Here is a 16497-nt window from a genome sequence, read left to right on the forward strand (position 1 = left end):
TCGTCTCTGGTGGTGGCGCCCGTGAGACGCCGCAGTGCCCCTGCCGGAGACGGCTGGGCGCAAGCCGGGGGCGCCATGCGCCCATGAGCCCCCCGTGCAACGCAGCAAGGGCTCGCACGGGACACCTGCGAGACACCTGGCGTCAGGGCGTGGTCTCGGGTGAGCCGCACGGGGGCACACGCAGGCTTCCACTCGTGTCCCGACTGTGTCTCGTGAGAGACACCACCCGGCTTCCCGATGCAGATGTGTCCTCCGAGGGCACTGTGTGCGACACGGGGGCGGCACCGTTGGGGCGCGCGCGAGATGCCGTGCGGACACGCGTGGGACTTCGAGGGACCCAGGAGCAGCAGTCGGTGTTTCGTACGTGTCCCGGTCACGGCCCCTGCACGTTCCGATGGGTCACCGCAGAGACGCGAGGTGAGCGCTGATCCACGGGGCCGCGAGGCCTGACCGCACCCCTTGCTGCAGCCCTCCGGCGGGTACGTTGCGACGGTCACGGACGCCGGCGGAGCGTGGCCGGCACAGCTCTGAGCGGGACACCGACGCAGTGCCGGTGCGGCGGTCGGCACAGGGGCGTCATCGACCCGACGAGGTCACGCAGAGAGAGAAGGGTCGAAGGGGGGAGTAGGCCCCCACGCCCAGCGAGCGTGGGAGGAACGACGTGCTTGCGCAGCATGGGCCGCGGGGGTGGAAGAGGCTCGGAGGCATCACTGTGGAGGCCACCGCCTGGAGGAAGGCGACAACGCTCCGATACCCCTCGAGCTGCTCGCTGTGCCCGATGGGCAGATGGTCGCAGCAGCCGGGGCTCTCTTCTTCCGATGCGTCCACGAGAGACCGCCCCGGGCTTGCCGTGCAAGCGCGAACGAAACACGGCCGGGGCCGGATCGTGTCGACAAGGCAGTGCCGAACGCCCGCCTCGGCCGAGGTGCGTGACGTGCGCCGGCACGCTGCCGCAGCAGCACCGGAGCAACGACTGCGGCACAGCAAAGCCAGGTTGGTGCAGTCGGCGCAGCACGATGGTGCGAGGCCGGCTGCGCCGTCAGCGGCGAGCGATGAAGTCGAGCGTCATCCACGGCCGGAGCGACGGCGCGAGAGGACGGATCCGCTGCTGGGCGAGGGCTGTGCCGCCCGCGGCGGCAAGGGGATTCACCGGAGCTGTGCCCCGTCGCGAGCAGACCCGTACCCCGCCTCGTTCGTGCCTCACGAGGTTGGCTCGGCACGGGGGTACGGCCTTATCCCGAACGGCAAAACAGCAGTACCGCCCGAAGACGTGATGACCAGGGGAGACAGCCTGCCCCGTACCCCCGCTGAACGAAACGGGGGAGGGGTACGAGTCGAGAGGGTACGGCCCGTTTCCCCTGATGTTCCAGGCTTTCGCCACTGCTCCAGCCGGGGAACGGTGGGATGGCGACAGAGAAGTGAAAGGGCATAAGGGAATCTGATAACACGTGTCCTGAGGACCCTCGCTCCGCTCGGCCTCTTCACTCCGCTCCGATGACGTGTCAGACATGGCCGAGGGGTCCCAGAGGTCGATTGGCTCGCCGGTCCGTCGGTCGCCGGAGCCTCCTCTGGCCATGCCGGCCCTGCGCTTGAGAGACGACCCCCGACACCGCCCCGCCGCAGTCGTCCACAGACGTGTGGGCAGGGGCGAACGGTGCGGTGGTGGATGGGCGGGCACGCAGGGCCTGGCGCAGCCGAGAAGTGACGCATCGCGCGGTGGCCGGCAGTGCGATCCGGCCCGGGGTAGATCACCCCAGCGGAACCTTCCGGGTCGTCAGCCGACAGGGCCGCCACGGGAGCTGGGCTGAACATCGAGATCGCGCGGACCCGCCGGGGTCCGCACTCGATGGTCGCTACTCCACTCGAGTCCACGAAGAGGCACACCACGACATGGCCCCGGCCTGAACTCGTCCTGCGATGGAGGAGCCCGCTGCGTGCCGAAGTTGTAGAAGTCAAACAGCGAAGCCGTTGCCGAGGATGCGCTCCGGCGAAGTCGGGGACGTCGACGACGTCGACTCGACTGACGACGAGAACAGCACGGTCGTCACCGTGAACATCCCCCGCAGCGGTGACGCAATGTACATCGTCCACCTCATGCCGATGTGTGGTGACGATCGGATTCGCGTCTAGCTCCAACGGGAGAAGGACTGGCCGTGATCGGGTCCAGTACCGGGCGGCCGGAATGGGGCAGCGGCACGCAGGCCGCCGCGCCGGCACAGAGGCCAGGACCGCGGCTCTCGACTCCAGCTGTGGAGACCGCCGAGTCACCAGGAGAGGAGAATCGAATGATTGCTGAAATGATTCGAGAATCGTTCTCGCACGTCGTCCTGGTCGCCGGTTCCCGCAGCTGGAACGAGGCGAAGAGCATGCGTAAGGCGTTCGACGACGCCTGGCGCGGCCGTGGGCCCAGGAACGTCACCCGGCCGGTGCCTCTTTCGGAGCACTGTCCAAGGGGCTGACGCGAGGGTGGAACCGATGTGCGGGACGCAGGCTCGGAGCTCATCATCTTTCCCGCCGACTGGTCGGCCCGGAAGCAGCCGGATTCCAGCAGAACCAGCAGGTGGTCGACGCCGCCCGGGCCTTCCGCGAGGCCGGGGCTCAGGTACTGTGCACGGCCTTCCGCGACCTCTGCCGGAAGCCCGGATGCCCGAAGCGAAGCCAGGAGCAGCTCATGCCGGATGTGCCGGGCACTTCTCGCACGGCACCATCCGCTGCACGGCTCGAGTGTGAGCAGTGTGAGCTGTGGGGACCACATGTGATCCATCCGGTCTGAAGACGCGCGAGGGGCCCTGCAGTGTGCTGCAGGGCCCCTTGGGGGTGAATGAGAGAAATCGGCCCGGAGGCGAGCATCAGGCTCGGCGCTAGTTGCTCCGATCGATGCCGTGAGCCTCGTCGTAGGCCTTCATGACCTTCTTCGGGATGCGCCCCCGATCCGCGAACTCGTAGCCCTCTTCCTTGGCCCACGCGCGGATCTTGTCTCGCTCCTCGGCAGTCGTCTCAGGTACGACTCGCTTCTTGGGCGCAGGCTTCCCGGCTTTCCGGCTGACCTCCAGGTACGACTTCAGCGCAGCCTCAAGGGCCTTCTTCTCCTCAGCTGTGAGGTCGACTTCGTACCAGGTGTCTCCCAGGCCGAAGGTCACGGTAGCCGCATCCGGCTTACCGCTGAGATCTGACTCGACAATGCTTCGAATAGCCATACCAGTGAGGGTAGCCGATGCGCAAGGACTTTGGAAAGCCTGTCGAACTCATTCGATATAAGTGCGCCATTTGGAACACGAATGAGGCTCAAAGATGCTGGTGAATCGGCAGAAGGAGTGACTGTTACTGCTAAAATCGCAGCAACGTTGCAAGGGTGTCTCGTACCTCGTTCTCCACCGACCAGCGACCTCATCGAGAGGGCCTCCACCATGTCCACGCTTCATGCCGCCGACGACCACTCGCTCACCGACGAGGACATCGACCTCTTCACGCCGCTGTGTCAGCGCACAGGATGGTCGGATCAGTACCTGACGGAGAACGAGCCGATATCAACGGCCACCGCAGTGTCGCCGCCGCGCGTGTCCCGGGCTGGACGACGTTGGTGACCGACCACCACGAGGAGTTCGCGCCGGGCTCGACCGCGGACATCACTGTCGACCCGCGCCGGATCGACGAGGCCTACGCCCACACCGGGGTCTGCGGTGCCCACGTCCTCTGCGAGGCGATCGAGGCATACACCTGCGTGCACCGGCCCGAGAAGCGCTGGGAGACCCGCCTGCTGCGTCTGCTCGCCGGGCTCGGCACTGTCTCCGACGTCATGCCCGTGCTGTACGCGAACCGCCGGCCGGTGCGCGATGCGATCTCGATTGCCCGCCCGCTGCGCGTCGCCGCGCCGAAGACCATCCCCCATCCCTGGAGCGGGTTCGACGCCGACCCCGATGCCATCGACATCGAGCAGTCGATACAGATCACCACGGGTGCTTGAGCCCGTACAGGAGGAGACCATGACGACGCCACCGACCACTTCGCGTCTGCTCGGCATCGGGTGGTGCGCCCTCGTGCCGTTCGCCGTCGTCGCGGTCTACCTCGGTCTGGGCACCGTCGCAGTCAGCCTCATCGGAGAGCCCATCGTCGCGACCTGCGTCCTGGGCATGCTTGTGGTCATCCTGGTCGGCTCAGTGAGGATCCAGCGGCCCCAGTGGCTCGCGCATGCGCCGGCCCCGCGGCCGCGCGTGGAAGTTCCGCGCTTCGGGCGGACCGCCGTCGGCTGCGCCGTTCTGGCATTCCTCGCCGGGCAGTCGACGGCCTTGTGGATCTACGCCACGACCGGGTCCGCGGGCTTCGACGCGTCGAACCAGACGAGGCACGCGGCCGGAGTGCTGACGACCCTGCTGCTCGCCATGGTCGCGGCTCCTGCGGGGGAGGAGGCCCTGTTCCGGGGGCTGGTCTACCCCTTGCTGCGCAAGCGGGTGAGCATCCTCGCTTCCACGCTGGTCACCGCCGTGGTGTTCGGCCTGCTGCACGGCAACGCCGTGCAGTTCGCCTCGACCCTGCCATTGGCGGTGCTCCTGGCCCTGATCTACGAACACACGCGCGTGCTGTGGCCCTGTGTGCTCCTGCACCTGGGCTTCAACCTCGCTGCCGCCCTTGTCCCGGCACAGGTGCTCTTCCCTCTGGCGAACCCCGTCTCCGCGGCGCTCCTGTACCTGGCTTTCGCCGGCTGTGCCTTTGGGCTCTACCGGCGGGTCGCCGGCTTGACTGCGCCAGGCGCGGTCAAGGCCTCGGGAGGCGAGTCCGCGATGCAGTGAGCGAGGTACTCAGCCTTTTCTGAAAACGATGTTGCCAAGGTCCTGACGTCCATGCCGGGGATCGGCATCAGGACCGAGGGCGCATCCTCATCGACGTCGGCGACGGATCCGGCGCCCAAACGAGCCTTCCTCTCTCTGCGTTCGCTGCCCCGGCCAACCGACCTCCCGCAGCTGATGCGACAAGAAGATCAGTCAAGGGGGCCGGCACGCCCAAGCCCTCCTCTGCCTCGCCAGACGCCGAGCCGACATCCTCTTCGCGATGCTCCGAGACGGCACCTTCTACGAACCCACCCCGCCCCATCAGCTGGAACCACCTCTTCGGGGTACCCGTTGATGCGCGAGCACGGTGCCACCGCCGAGGCCGACACAGTCAACGCCTGCGGAGGCATGCGATGTCGGGCACCGAAGGCACAGGCGTCTTCCTCGGAATGGACGTCGGCAGGACCGCCCCCACGGCCACGGGCTCACCCCGGCCGGGAAGAAGGTCTTCGACAAGCCGATGCCCAACAGCGAACCGAAGCTGCGCGCCGTCTTCGAAGAGCTCAAGGCCAAGTTCGCCACCGCCCTGGCCATCGTGGTAGCCCGCCTCGATCGGCGCCCTGCCCCTGACCGTCGCCCGCGACGCCGGCTGCGTGGGCGCCTACCTGCCCGGGCTCGCCATGCGACGGATCGCCTACCTCTACCGGGCGAGGCGAAAGCCGGTGCGAAGGACGCGGCAGTGATCGCGGATGCGGTCCGGACAACGCCGCACAGCCTGCGCCCGCTCGAGCTGACCGACGAAATCACCGCCGAACTCACCGCCCTGAAAGGCTTCGGCCAGGACCTCGCCGCAGAAGCCACCCGCACCAGCGACCGGATACGCGGCCTGCTCATCCGGTTCCACGCATGACTGGAAGCTGGTCCTGGGTCTACGGCCGGACCACCCTGCCGTCAGCCGGCCCGTCGAGCGCCACGGATCCCCGGCCGCACTGCGCAAGGCCGCCCCCAGTCGGACGTCACCACGCCGAGTACCCCTCGACGATGGTGCCCGCGGCGCTCGCCGTCGGCAGCCCCATACGGCGAGCGCAGATCCCGCCTACACCCGAACGCACTGTAAATGCAATCGACTTGACAGGATCGTTGTGCGTAGGGATATCGTACGAACTCTCAAGTGGACTGGATGCTCAACACCTTTGGTTGACCCGGTCATGCTGTTCTGTTCCGCAACGGGGGTAAGGCCAGTACATGCGGTGGAAAGCTCGCCGCGTCGGCAAGGGGCCTACGGTCAGCCACCGTGCCGTACGCAGGGCGGCCGGGAACATCGTTGAGGAAGCCAAGCGCCGGGCGCAGCCGTTCGACGACATCCTCCGCCTGCGCGGTGTCCGTGGACCACGACCAGTCCACCGCACTGTTACCCGGGCGTTCACGGGCGCCGTCATCGCGTTGGCCTTCGCGTTCACCATTGCGTTCGAACTTGCCGCTGAAATCCCGTACTTCATGGAACCGCACGCCGGTGTCTCGGGTCTACCGATAGGCATGGGCCTGTTCTGTCTCTGCACCGCTGCCGTCGCGGTCTGCGCGGCGCAGCGGGGCGGCGCGGTCAAGCAGACACCCGGGCGGGCGGTGGATGCCGTGGCAATGGTGCTGGACGTCGTCTACGACGTGCTGCACATGGTCACCACACGTCGTCACGCTGGGCAGCGAAGCGAGGGTTCACTGCACACGCGAAAAGTCTGACGACTACTTGGCTCAGCCTGCCGACGCATGACTGAGCGCGGGGCGGGTTGGAGCTCCGAAGGCAAACGGGGCAGGGGCGAGGGGGACGGGGCGATGAGGTGGGCTGCTCTACGGGGGACCGCCCGGAGCGGGGAGAGTGGCGGGTTGCGTGCAGAACCAGGCGGTAGAACGCCGATGCACCTCGCGAGAGCAGTCATGCAGTGGCGCAGGGACCCTTCGCGACGCGCGCTCTTGAAGGAATGCGAGAAGCTGCTTGCCGATCTGCCGGTGCCCACTCCCTTCAGCGTCGAGGCGCTGGTCCGAAACATGGAGCATGCGCTGAAGCGTCAGATTCGGCTGGTGCCTTTTGACGACCCGGACGGAGGGCTGGGCACAGCCTGCGGCCTTCGAGTCAGGACGCCGGAGTTCACGGTCGTGCTCTACCGGCGCCGGTCCAGCCGGAACCAGACCGAGCACATCATCCTCCATGAGCTGGCGCACGAGTGGCTGGACCATGGGAGCACCCTGACCGATGAAGAGGTCGAGCGATACGTCCCTGAGCACATCCGGGAGGAAGTCCTCCGTCGATTCCCCGTGGCTCTGGTCCAAGGCCGCGTGAACTACGACAGCCCGGAGGAGCAGCAGGCCGAGCTGTCGGCGTCCCTGATCAAGCGGTCGGCCCGCCGTCAGCCGTTGGCCGGCGACGACATGGTCAGCCTCCTGGAGTCCTCGCTCTCCCACCCCGTTGCTCCGCCGCGGCGTGGCCCCAAGAACGCATGACGGACGGCATGCTCGACTTCTTCAGGTACCTGACCGCGGCCGTGATGACCCTCATAGCCGTCTGGCGATTCCCCGCCGTCCGGTACGGTGACGCGCACCGCCGAGCCCTCTGGGGCGGCTACGCCGGATTCTCCGTGGCCTTGTGGCTCTACACACCAGCAGCCATGCAGGCCGTGGACCGCATCCCCGTGAATGATCTGAACGCTCTCCTGAGACACTTCGCCAGCACCGCCGCCCTCATCGCGTCCTTGACGTACGTTGCGACCAGCTACGGCAAGAGCTCCGAAGCCGTGGTGCCACGGCACGTCACGGTGTCGCGCTGGATCGCCCGTGCCTCCTACCCGGTGGGCGCGATCGGCGTGACCCTGCTCACCATTCTCTTTTTCACCGTTGTGGACCGTCGGCGGCAAAGTGAGGACTTCCTCAGCGATCACGCAGGGGAATTGGGCGCCGCTGTGTATATGAGCGTCTTCTACTTCTTCCCGCTCGTCACAGCCGCAGTCTGCGGCTACCAGTGGTCGCGGGGGGCGCGAGAAGCCGAGACGACCAGTATGCGAGTCGGTCTCAGGCTCATGGGAATCTCGATGTGGATGGGGCTCCTCCACACGACGGCCCGAATCATCATTGTGTGGACGGCGGTATTTTTCCCGCTGAGTCATTCCACAATGGAGATGCTCATCGATCTCACGGCGATGTGGATGAACCTGCTCTTCCTGATCGTGGCCGTAGGCGCGAGCATCCCCACCACCAGCGTCGTTGCTGCTCGCTGGAAGACATGGAAGACCCTCTACCGGCTTCACCCGCTCTGGTTCGACCTGGTAAAGGCTTTCCCCGGAACGAGTCTCTACCCGCCCGGGTCGCGTCTGGCCGAGCTGATCCACATGCGCGTCCCCAGCGATGTCCGCCTGGACCGGTGGACCCAGGACATCGCTGATGCCTGCGAGAAGCTCCGGTACTACGCCCCGGAGACGCTCCTGTGGGCTGCTGAGGAGGCAGCCGCGTCGCACCCCGACCCCGAGCCGGGCGCCGAGGCGTACTGGATCGCCGCGGCGCTCCGTGCCGCTGCCACCACGAAGCCCAGCCAGTACGCGACGGGCCCGCTCCAGGAGAAACCTTTCGTCGACACGAACAGCGAGGCCGCTTGGCTCGTGCGAGTGAGCAAGGCCTACGCGGTCATCACCCCGGGCGACGCTCAAGAGCTTCTGGAGCAGTCTGCGGAGCTGAGTCTTGAACCGGATGCGTAAAACGCTGAAGAAGTCGACTCAATTGGGAGGTCGCGTGAAATAGAAAACAGGGCCCAGGTGCTATTGCCGCCCTTCGGATTCGGGCAGGGCCGCCAGACCAGTCCCGCAAAGAGGTGGCGGGTACCGTGGGCCATACAGTGGGTGGCATCGCCTTCCGCCCTGTAAATACCGCCGACCCTGGAAAGCGAAGCGCAGGCGCTGTCGCCGCCACGCGTATGCCGGGGCCGGAACGCTGTCCCGTACGGGCGGCGCCCAGATTCTCAGCACTGGAGTTCCTGCATGTCTCAGCACACCGGCCTCGTCCTCGACTTCGGAGGCGTGCTCACCACACCGCTCCTGCCCGTGGTGCTCGCCTTCGAGCAGCGTGAAGGGCTTCCCCAGGGTGCATGCATCTCGGCCCTGTACCAGGACGAAGAGGGCGTCCGGATCACCAGCGACCTCGAGCGCGGAGCGGTCAGCCAGACCGAGTGGAACGAGTTCGCCGGCAAGAAGCTGGGCGTCTCTCCCGACAACCTGATGGGCAGGATCTTCGGAGGCCTGCGTCCGGAGCCGCTGCTGATCAACGCGGCCGCCGCGGCGCGGCGAGCGGGGATCAAGGTGGGCATCCTGTCCAACTCGGTGGGCCTCGCGCCCTGGGACCTCTACGACGGCTACGACCTCGAGAAGCTGTACGACGTCGTGGTGATCTCCGAGCACCACCAGCTGCGCAAGCCCGACCCCGAGCTCTTCGAGATCACGCTCAAGCTCATGGAGATGCCTGCCGAGCAGTGCGTCTTCGTGGACGACACCGAGGCGTACGTCCAGGCGGCGGAGCAGCTCGGTTTCGCGGGGGTGCACAACAAGGATCCCAGGCAGACGGTGGTCGACCTGTCGAACCTGCTGGGCGTGGACCTCACCGCCGTGCCGTAGCCGTCCCCCGAGCAGGCGCCTGGTCCCGCCGTCCCCGGCTGTTGACCACCTCACTGCAAGGTGGTCGACAGCCGGGGATCTGCGTTGTGCCGGTGCGGCTCGGCATCCTGGTCGTGGGCGTCAGGACAGCGGGACCGCATCCGGCACGCGGAAGGTGGTGTTCCGCCACCGGGCGAAGCCCGGCCGTCGTCTACCTCGACACGCCGCATGGGGCGTGCCCCGAGCTCCAGCCCAGCCGCGAAGAGCTCCAGCCCAGCCGCGAAGGGCGTCACTGCTCGCTCTGCTCGCCCGGCAGCTTGTTCTTCAGCTCTCCGACGACCTCGTTGATCTTGGCCATCATCTCGGCCGACAGCCCCGCCTGGTTGCCCCGGGCGGCGAGGCCGAGGATCTGGCCCTGGCGGATCGACCCCAGGAAGCGGATGGCTTCGAGGAATTCACCGGCCGCGGGGCTCAACTCGGCGTCGTCCTGGAAGAGGGCGGTGTCGACCTGGAGAGCGTGGGCCAGGCCGGCACGTACTGCGCCCGAGACAGTCGTCGGGGCGCCCGAACGCAGCGTGGCGATGTCATCGGCAGTCATGTGCGTCGTGCCGCTGTGCTCGTTGACGGCCTGCGCGATCTGCTCGTTGGACGGAGGCGTCCGGCCCGCGTACCCGTGCTCCAGCAGATAGTTGATCTTCTCGCCGACGGTGCGAGGTGCAGACGGACGGGCTTCCCTCGGGGGCCGCGCCCTGCGGAGCCCGAACGAGACGTCCTGCGCGGCCAGCAGCTCTTCCGTCGTCACCCCGTAGGCGTGCGACAGGGGTCCCACGTAGGCGTCCTGGAGCCGACGCCTGCCGGACTCCGCGTTGCTCAACGGCACGCGACTGGCATTGATGGCCTCGGAGGCCTGCGCCACGCTGAGGCCGGCGTCGCAGCGGAGCAACTGCAGGTCCACGGCGCCGTCGTAGGGGAAGAGGGCGTCGAGGTCCTGACCAAGTGCCGACGCGATCCCCGGGAGTTTCTCCCCCTTGGGGAACTCTTCGCCGCTTTCCCATCGCGCCACGGTGGGGCCGCTGACGCCCACTCTCGCGCCCAGCTCCTTCTGGCTGAGCTCCCTGCCCCGTCTGACAGCTCGCACTCGGCTGCCGTCGAATTGACGTGGCACATGAACTCCTGCGACTTGGCGGTCTAGACCTCGGGTGCTGATGAGAGAACCCTAACGGAAACTGGCTTGATCGATCCATGCATCTAACGTACGTTTCTGTATCGCACCTGATGGTGGGGCTCTGCTCGCGCGTCGATCGTATGCCCTGTGGTTAGTCCATCGCTGAACTACCCGCCCTGTACAAGGCGGGTCCACCGGACCCGGTCATGCAACGGCCCAGGAACCTGGAAGGATCCCACCGATGATCCAGTCTCACCCAGAGGTGTCCGACTCTGGCGAGTTCAAGGGTTTCAACGAAGCCCGGCGCATCATGTGGTGCTACGAGGCTCGCGCCCGCGTGTCCGAGCGGTTCGAGGAGACGAGCTTCCTCGCTGATGCCAACGTCGCAGCGGTCCACGTCGACAACACCACTCGGGCAGACCGCGTGTTCCTCGTGGCGTTCGACGAGGCCGGCCGGCAGGTCGGCGTCGACACGCTCTACGTCGACGGGCCGAACCAACACCTGGACGTCGCTTCCGAGTTCGACCACGACTTCACAGGGATGGACGTCGTGCTGGACTCGCAGCTTGACCAGGCCATCTCTCGGGAGAACGGCTGGGTCGTCAATCTGAAGGTGCTGCGCGAGTACGAGCCCTTGGCCGATCGTCGGGCCACGCAGCGTGCGGTGTTCTTGGTGCATCTGCAGGACATGATGAAGAACGGCGAGGTCCGCGGATTCCTGTTTGGCCGAGGTGAGTCCGATGAGGCTGATGCGGCGTGAGGGACCACGATCCTGTCCATCAGGCGACCCCGCCGGTCAGGCTGCCGGCGGGGTCGCCTGATCTCTGTCACTTTTAGGGCGCTGCAATCTCGCGACGAGGGGGATCGGCACAGCTGATCCGGGCGTCGAACTCAGGCCGAGTGCAGGCGTGCCGTGGACCGGCTCACGCGGGTCCGTGAGGAGATGACGACGCCCTGATGGCCCCGCGGCGTCAGGGCGTCGATTCAGGCGCGGGTACGTGAGGGTGTTGCCCTGTCGCGTCGTCACGCCGGTGGGAGGAGCCGCGAGGCCCACGCGTGGATGAAGTCCGGATTCAAGATCTTCTTCGCCTCGATCAGAATGTCGATCGGAACCCCCGTCGCCCCCGAGATCGCAGCGAGCGTATCGCTTGGCGTGACGGTGGGCGGCTTCGCCTTCGGCGCGGGCTGGGTCCGTGCGTCCGATCCGTTGGGCTCGTCCTCCCCGCCGCGACCGGGCCCCGGAGTCGGACTCGACCCGCTCTCGTCCTGCTTCCCCGCGGCGCCCTCGCTCGGCTGCTGGGCGCTGCTGCCTCCGGCGTGCTTCTCGTCAGGGTTCCCCGGTGCCTCGGCCGGGGCGTGATTGCCCGGCAGTGCCCGGGTGAAGCCGCCGTCGGAAGTCGCGAGCTGCGTCAGGCCCCAGCCGACGAAGAGCGCCGCTCCGCCCGCCATGACGCCGGCCGCGATCAGCGGCCCGTTGCCGAAGCCCATCGGGCCGGTGCGATGCCCGGCAGTTGTTCTCGTCTGTGCCGTCGGCTTCGACGCCGGCCCCTCTGGCCTCTGAACCGTAGCCGCCATCCCTGCCCCAACTCCTCTATGAACAGCATGCAGAGTCATCCGCGTCTGACATTGGCATTCTACTCATAGCCTCATCCAAGTCGATGCAATAAGGGATTGAATGGTAGTGCGAACCCTGCCCGAGAGATCGCCAATGGCTCCCCGAACCATCGACCGCCAGGTCGAACGAAGGGATCGCCCCGCCATGGCCAACTGCTTCGGTCTCTCCTCTGCTCTGGCCGATCCGAGCAGGGCGACCGCGGGTTCGGCGTCCGAACTGCGACCTGGGTCCGGCTGGGTGAACTGCGGGGGAGTGGGCTGTCGATGCTCTGCCCCTGATGGGCAGACGGGGAGGCATACGCCCTCGACCGCGCCGTCAAGTGCGAGCTGTTCGATGCCCACATGCGTGATGCCTTACGACGTCCTCTCGGCCCTGGACGGCCGTCGTGACTGTGCAGGAATCAGAGCCCGTGCTCCATCCGCGCCGTGCGGAACTGGAGCACCGGCTCCTCCTTCTCCTGCCTGGCGCGCCTCTCAGGGATGGAGTGAGCCGTCATTCGACATCCATGTCGACTTGGCGATGACCCTCGTATACGAGTCGACAACAAGTCAATCCAGGCTGACTACAATGAAGGTATGACTCGCAACGACAACGCCCACGGCGGCAGCAGTCCCGGCGCCGAGCTCCCGAAGTTCTCTGTCAATGTCGTCCCGACGGACCAGCTCAGGCACGAGGAACTCGCCACGGTCCTGAACCTCTATCGCCGCGGCCAGATCACGCCGCTGATCTTCGGAGACGGCAACAAGCCCGAGGCCGCGATCATCCCCTTCGCAGCGTTCGTGCGCCTCATGAAGTACGACCACGCGGCCCACGTCCACGCTGAGGCTGATTTCCAGGCCGAGCTCTCCCATCGCATCCAGGAGTCCGACGCCTCCGGCGAGGCGGGCATGACCGTCGAGGAACTGGCCGAGAGCCTCGGCCCGCTCGGTCAGCAGTGGGCGGATGACCATCGTGCTGCCCAGCAGAAGAAGCGTCATGAGTGAGCGGCGGCCTGTCATCCGCATCCTGCCGACCGCCGGTCTCAAGCAGGACCTCCAGACTCTCCACGACGCTGCGCTGAAGAAACCTCAAGGACCAGAGGGCCGGCTCCTGCGCGTGGCTCTCAACCAGCTGAGCCGGATCCAGCAAGGCGCGCCGGGCACGCACCCGCTGGGGTACATGCCCAGTTATCCCGATCTCTCCGATTGTGAGACCACGTACGTCGGCGCAGATCCGAATGCAAAGCCCTCGCACCGGATCGTCTGGCGGGAGCGCTCGCCCCAGCGCCCGGGCGAGCCCGTCATCCGCGAGATCATCGCCCTGGGCGAACGCGCGAACGGGCAGGCCTACTACATGGCCGGCCAGCGTCTGGGCCGCCCTGTGGGCTTCACTCTCGCCGAGCTGGCCGCGCAGCGCGAGCCGATTGCGAGTCCCTCGCGACCCAGGCAGCGCTTGACCGGCAGTTTCGACACGCCATCCATGAATGAGCCTGACCACCAGTTCGGGTGACCTGTACCTGGCCGTGGCCGGCGTGCTCATCGTCCCGGTCGGCGCGCTCGTGCTGATCTTCGTCATCGCCGACGGCTGAGCCTCGCGGCCGAACTCATCTCATCCACAAAGAAAATACCCGTGATACCTGCAGGCATCACGGGTATTTTCCTTTCTGCCGGCTCCTCGCTTTCTGCGACGCGGGCCGCAGCTCACGACCCTCAATGACGTTTTCGAACTTGCCCGGCATCCCCGATCGTCTCTAGGTCCGTGGTGAGGCGTCGTCCTCATGGCCCCCGAGTCGGCGGTTGAAGCTGCTCGATGCGGAGAACTTGAGAACCACGTAGTCGTCGACGTTGCTCTTGCCGAAGCGCACCTTGTGACCCTTGTGGTCCTGTCGGTAGAAGCGGCCGAAGCTCGTGAGTACGACCGCCTCACCGCCGCTGACCGCTCCGGTGAGTTCACCAACCAACGACTCGTATACCTTGTTCACCACCCGGATGGGCAGCTTGCTGCGAGTCGCGACCCGCGAGATGAACTCGCGCTTATTGACGCGCGGTGTCTTCGTCGTTTCCATGTTTACACCATGCCCTGTCGCCGATCATTAAACGGTCCTGCTCGGGAACCAGTCTATCTGAGATGGTCATGAGTAGAAAAGGGGAGCGGGGCCTTTCAAATGCAGTCACCATGCTTATCGTTGCTCATTCGGCTAGATTTCCAGATCCGGCTCTGTGCCCTCCCGGTCGCCCCGGGGCTCATAGACGACCGACTCGATGATGCTCCGCGTGTTCGGATCGCGGCGCTGGTTCAGGACCTTGTCGTGAGACTCCTCGAACCGCTGCTGCGCCGCCACGCGGTGGGCCGCATCGAGCTTCGCGCCGATGTTGCGCTCTCCGAACTCCATCATCGAACTCAGTGCCGACGTCGCGCCCTGCCGGAGCGCGCTGACGTGCGGCTTGTTCTGCGCCCGCTGCTGCTCCCATCGGCTCCGATCCTCCGGTGTGACGTAGCCGAACATCCGCGCGAAGCGCGATCCGAACCTGATCTGCTGTCCCTCGTTCTGTTCCTGGTTCAAGCCCCCTCCTCCTGCTCCTCGTTCGTGTTCTCGGATCGCGCTCAGGTTCGCTGGAAGTCCTCGGAGTCGGCCTCGGCGTTCGGGCCGTCGTTCTGCGCGCCGGCCTCCCGCTCGGCCGACGGACCCGTAGGGCCCGACCGCGGCTTGAGCCGCTGCTCCTCGAAGAAGGCCCCGGGGTCGTCGACCGCCGTCTGCAGTGTTCGCTGCCAGTTCTCTCCGAGGCTCCGCTTCAGCTGCGCCTCGAGATCCGGGTACTTCTCGTGCACTGCCTCCATCGCGTCGACGTAGGCGTTGGAGTAGACCCGCTGCTGCTCCTCGGGAGGCAGACCGTCGATGTCCATGCTCGCGATCATCACCTCGGACTGGTCCAGGCGGTGCTGGAGCATGTCGGGCAGCCCGCTGGTGTCCAGACCCTGTTTCTGCGCCGCGAAGCCGACCAGGTAGCCGAGCATGTTGCCTCCGTAGGCCTCTTTGTCGCCGCGGCCCAGCGCGTTGAGAAGCGAGGTCTTCATCGTCTCGGCGAGCTGAACCTGGTGGGCGTCCGCGTCCATGGGTCGGCGGAGTGTGAACATCCCGTCCTCCGGCAGACGCCGGCCCAACTGGTCCTCGAACTCCCCGCTCCAAACGGTGCGGACCCGGTCGGAGCCCGCGATCCGCTCCTCGTGTGCGGGGGCCTTGACGATCCGTCCGTGGGCCACGCCGTTGAACATGGTGCGCAGCTCGGGCTCGTACTCCATCCGCTCGCCGATGATCTTTCGGGCGCGCTGGACGACCTCCCGGCGCTCCAGGCCGTCTTCGCTGATCTGCTCGTACAGGCGCTTGCGCAGCGCCCGGTGGCTCTCGCGGATCAGGCCGACGTCCGCGCCCGGCTCCCGCATCTTCCAGAAGGCGTTCTCCATGAGAGCGACCTCGGTCATGGCTGCCGAGTCCGCAGTGAACATCTCCCGGTGGCCGCGCTCACGATGCTGCATGGCGTCCAAGCGCGTGCGCCACTTCTTCGACAGGTGGTCACGCGGATCCGTGCTGCCGATCAGGCGCTCGCGCCGGGCCCCGCTCGGCAGGTCCTTGAAGATCCTCTGCCGGTGCGTGATGCCGCTCTCGGCAAAGGCCACCATGCCACGGGTCCGGGTGTCGATGCGCTCCTGGATCTTGTCCTTGAGGGGTTGGAGGTAGCTGTCCATCTCCTTCTTGAAATCCGGGGCGAGCATCCGCATCGTCATCACCATGCCGACCGCCTGGATGATCGAGTTGGCATTCACTCCGCGCGAGAGCGGCTTGAGACAGGACTGCATCATCATCTGCATGTAGACGTGGTGCATGACGCCGAGATCCTGCGTGCGCTCCTCGTCGGTGAAGCCGGGCACCAACAGCTTCGAGTCCCGCAGCGAGTCCATGTACTTCTCGCAGGCCAGCCGCGTCTCCGCCCTGAGTTTGAGCAGCTGCTCGCGCTGATCCAGGCCCTCGCTCTCGTCCTCGGCCCGGTCGACGTCGATCCCGTGCACGCGGTCACGGTCGGCCATCCGCTTACGGGTCTTCTCACCGAAGAATTCGCGGGCACGGTCCCGGAGCCGCTCACGCCAGGCGCGCACACCGTCCACGTCCTGCGGCCCCGGATCGTCGATCACCTCGGCGTCGATCGGCTCGTCCGAGCGCGAGGCCCAGTGGGCGTAGGTGTTGCCTCGCGGCTCACCGGTCCGAAGCCGATCGTCGCCAACCGGAAGCACCTTGGTCGCGCGCCGGCGCACCGTGGGTCCTGTTCCCAGTTCCTTGGGCTGTGCCAT

16 protein-coding genes and 2 pseudogenes are annotated in these 16497 nt (G+C 66.6%); 11 read left to right on the forward strand and 7 right to left on the reverse strand.

The features are described from left to right. Nucleotides 1-1952: 1952 nt before the first annotated feature. Together C0216_RS34965 and C0216_RS11090 are read right to left on the reverse strand one after the other, a co-directional pair. Complete coding sequence (locus C0216_RS34965; RefSeq protein ID WP_281277917.1) at nucleotides 1953-2084, reverse strand: hypothetical protein; 132 nt, start codon at nucleotides 2082-2084, stop codon at nucleotides 1953-1955. A gap of 777 nt (nucleotides 2085-2861) precedes the next feature. Then, nucleotides 2862-3197, reverse strand: a complete 336-nt coding sequence (locus tag C0216_RS11090; RefSeq protein ID WP_114055107.1) for a histone-like nucleoid-structuring protein Lsr2 — start codon at nucleotides 3195-3197, stop codon at nucleotides 2862-2864. Nucleotides 3198-3580: 383 nt separating this feature from the next. On the opposite strand from C0216_RS11090, the gene C0216_RS33405 reads away from it, so the two are divergent. The 8 genes and pseudogenes from C0216_RS33405 to C0216_RS11125 all read left to right on the forward strand — a co-directional run bounded on the left by C0216_RS33405 (nucleotide 3581) and on the right by C0216_RS11125 (nucleotide 9415). Continuing rightward, entirely contained in the window at nucleotides 3581-3964 is a 384-nt protein-coding gene (locus C0216_RS33405; protein ID WP_162793165.1) for a hypothetical protein, read from the forward strand. A gap of 19 nt (nucleotides 3965-3983) precedes the next feature. Next, on the forward strand, nucleotides 3984-4787 hold the full coding sequence (locus C0216_RS11095; RefSeq protein ID WP_162793166.1) for a CPBP family intramembrane glutamic endopeptidase: 804 nt from the start codon (nucleotides 3984-3986) through the stop codon (nucleotides 4785-4787). Between the two features lie 131 nt (nucleotides 4788-4918). After that, nucleotides 4919-5121: pseudogene (locus C0216_RS35305) on the forward strand (hypothetical protein); the annotation flags it as partial. Nucleotides 5122-5179: 58 nt separating this feature from the next. Beyond that, nucleotides 5180-5779, forward strand: a pseudogene (locus C0216_RS11105) (IS110 family transposase); the annotation flags it as partial. A gap of 232 nt (nucleotides 5780-6011) precedes the next feature. Further along, nucleotides 6012-6503: a hypothetical protein gene (locus tag C0216_RS33410; RefSeq protein ID WP_162793074.1), complete on the forward strand. Its 492-nt coding sequence runs from the start codon at nucleotides 6012-6014 to the stop codon at nucleotides 6501-6503. A gap of 195 nt (nucleotides 6504-6698) precedes the next feature. Then, nucleotides 6699-7262, forward strand: coding sequence for a hypothetical protein (locus C0216_RS11115; protein WP_174250376.1), 564 nt, complete (start codon nucleotides 6699-6701; stop codon nucleotides 7260-7262). An 8-nt stretch (nucleotides 7263-7270) separates the two neighbouring features. Further along, nucleotides 7271-8506 carry an MAB_1171c family putative transporter gene (locus C0216_RS11120; protein ID WP_114058598.1) on the forward strand — a complete coding sequence of 412 codons (1236 nt, stop codon included), beginning with the start codon at nucleotides 7271-7273 and terminating at the stop codon, nucleotides 8504-8506. A gap of 279 nt (nucleotides 8507-8785) precedes the next feature. Beyond that, nucleotides 8786-9415: an HAD-IA family hydrolase gene (locus C0216_RS11125; RefSeq protein WP_114055110.1), complete on the forward strand. Its 630-nt coding sequence runs from the start codon at nucleotides 8786-8788 to the stop codon at nucleotides 9413-9415. Nucleotides 9416-9683: 268 nt separating this feature from the next. On the opposite strand, the gene C0216_RS11130 is transcribed toward C0216_RS11125, so the two are convergent. Next, a complete protein-coding gene (locus C0216_RS11130) occupies nucleotides 9684-10559 on the reverse strand; it encodes a helix-turn-helix transcriptional regulator (RefSeq protein WP_114055111.1) in 876 nt (291 codons plus the stop codon). 241 nt (nucleotides 10560-10800) lie between these two features. On the opposite strand from C0216_RS11130, the gene C0216_RS11135 reads away from it, so the two are divergent. Then, on the forward strand, nucleotides 10801-11319 hold the full coding sequence (locus C0216_RS11135; RefSeq protein WP_114055112.1) for a hypothetical protein: 519 nt from the start codon (nucleotides 10801-10803) through the stop codon (nucleotides 11317-11319). A 263-nt stretch (nucleotides 11320-11582) separates the two neighbouring features. On the opposite strand, the gene C0216_RS11140 is transcribed toward C0216_RS11135, so the two are convergent. Beyond that, complete coding sequence (locus C0216_RS11140; protein ID WP_114055113.1) at nucleotides 11583-12047, reverse strand: LysM peptidoglycan-binding domain-containing protein; 465 nt, start codon at nucleotides 12045-12047, stop codon at nucleotides 11583-11585. Between the two features lie 702 nt (nucleotides 12048-12749). Here C0216_RS11140 and C0216_RS11145 point away from each other — a divergent pair. Continuing rightward, nucleotides 12750-13157 carry a hypothetical protein gene (locus C0216_RS11145; protein ID WP_114055114.1) on the forward strand — a complete coding sequence of 136 codons (408 nt, stop codon included), beginning with the start codon at nucleotides 12750-12752 and terminating at the stop codon, nucleotides 13155-13157. After that, nucleotides 13117-13662, forward strand: a complete 546-nt coding sequence (locus C0216_RS11150) for a hypothetical protein (protein WP_162793167.1) — start codon at nucleotides 13117-13119, stop codon at nucleotides 13660-13662. The genes C0216_RS11145 and C0216_RS11150 overlap by 41 nt, the downstream gene beginning before the upstream one ends. A gap of 241 nt (nucleotides 13663-13903) precedes the next feature. Here the strand turns inward: C0216_RS11150 and C0216_RS11155 are convergent, their stop codons facing one another. The 3 genes from C0216_RS11155 to C0216_RS11165 all read right to left on the reverse strand — a co-directional run bounded on the left by C0216_RS11155 (nucleotide 13904) and on the right by C0216_RS11165 (nucleotide 16497). Further along, entirely contained in the window at nucleotides 13904-14218 is a 315-nt protein-coding gene (locus C0216_RS11155; protein ID WP_114055116.1) for an HU family DNA-binding protein, read from the reverse strand. Between the two features lie 132 nt (nucleotides 14219-14350). Continuing rightward, entirely contained in the window at nucleotides 14351-14716 is a 366-nt protein-coding gene (locus C0216_RS11160; RefSeq protein WP_114055117.1) for a hypothetical protein, read from the reverse strand. Between the two features lie 41 nt (nucleotides 14717-14757). After that, nucleotides 14758-16497, reverse strand: coding sequence for a hypothetical protein (locus tag C0216_RS11165; RefSeq protein ID WP_162793168.1), 1740 nt, complete (start codon nucleotides 16495-16497; stop codon nucleotides 14758-14760).

The organism is Streptomyces globosus, assembly GCF_003325375.1.
Classification (GTDB): domain Bacteria; phylum Actinomycetota; class Actinomycetes; order Streptomycetales; family Streptomycetaceae; genus Streptomyces; species Streptomyces globosus_A.

Bases quoted from the DNA above. Each gene is read 5' to 3' on its own strand.
- C0216_RS34965 (WP_281277917.1), bottom strand. From the start codon at position 2,084: ATGTACATTGCGTCACCGCTGCGGGGGATGTTCACGGTGACGACCGTG.
- C0216_RS11090 (WP_114055107.1), bottom strand. From the start codon at position 3,197: ATGGCTATTCGAAGCATTGTCGAGTCAGATCTCAGCGGTAAGCCGGAT.
- C0216_RS11095 (WP_162793166.1), top strand. From the start codon at position 3,984: ATGACGACGCCACCGACCACTTCGCGTCTGCTCGGCATCGGGTGGTGC.
- C0216_RS33410 (WP_162793074.1), top strand. From the start codon at position 6,012: ATGCGGTGGAAAGCTCGCCGCGTCGGCAAGGGGCCTACGGTCAGCCAC.
- C0216_RS11115 (WP_174250376.1), top strand. From the start codon at position 6,699: ATGCAGTGGCGCAGGGACCCTTCGCGACGCGCGCTCTTGAAGGAATGC.
- C0216_RS11120 (WP_114058598.1), top strand. From the start codon at position 7,271: ATGCTCGACTTCTTCAGGTACCTGACCGCGGCCGTGATGACCCTCATA.
- C0216_RS11125 (WP_114055110.1), top strand. From the start codon at position 8,786: ATGTCTCAGCACACCGGCCTCGTCCTCGACTTCGGAGGCGTGCTCACC.
- C0216_RS11135 (WP_114055112.1), top strand. From the start codon at position 10,801: ATGATCCAGTCTCACCCAGAGGTGTCCGACTCTGGCGAGTTCAAGGGT.
- C0216_RS11140 (WP_114055113.1), bottom strand. From the start codon at position 12,047: ATGGGCTTCGGCAACGGGCCGCTGATCGCGGCCGGCGTCATGGCGGGC.
- C0216_RS11145 (WP_114055114.1), top strand. From the start codon at position 12,750: ATGACTCGCAACGACAACGCCCACGGCGGCAGCAGTCCCGGCGCCGAG.
- C0216_RS11150 (WP_162793167.1), top strand. From the start codon at position 13,117: ATGACCATCGTGCTGCCCAGCAGAAGAAGCGTCATGAGTGAGCGGCGG.
- C0216_RS11155 (WP_114055116.1), bottom strand. From the start codon at position 14,218: ATGGAAACGACGAAGACACCGCGCGTCAATAAGCGCGAGTTCATCTCG.
- C0216_RS11165 (WP_162793168.1), bottom strand. From the start codon at position 16,497: ATGGCACAGCCCAAGGAACTGGGAACAGGACCCACGGTGCGCCGGCGC.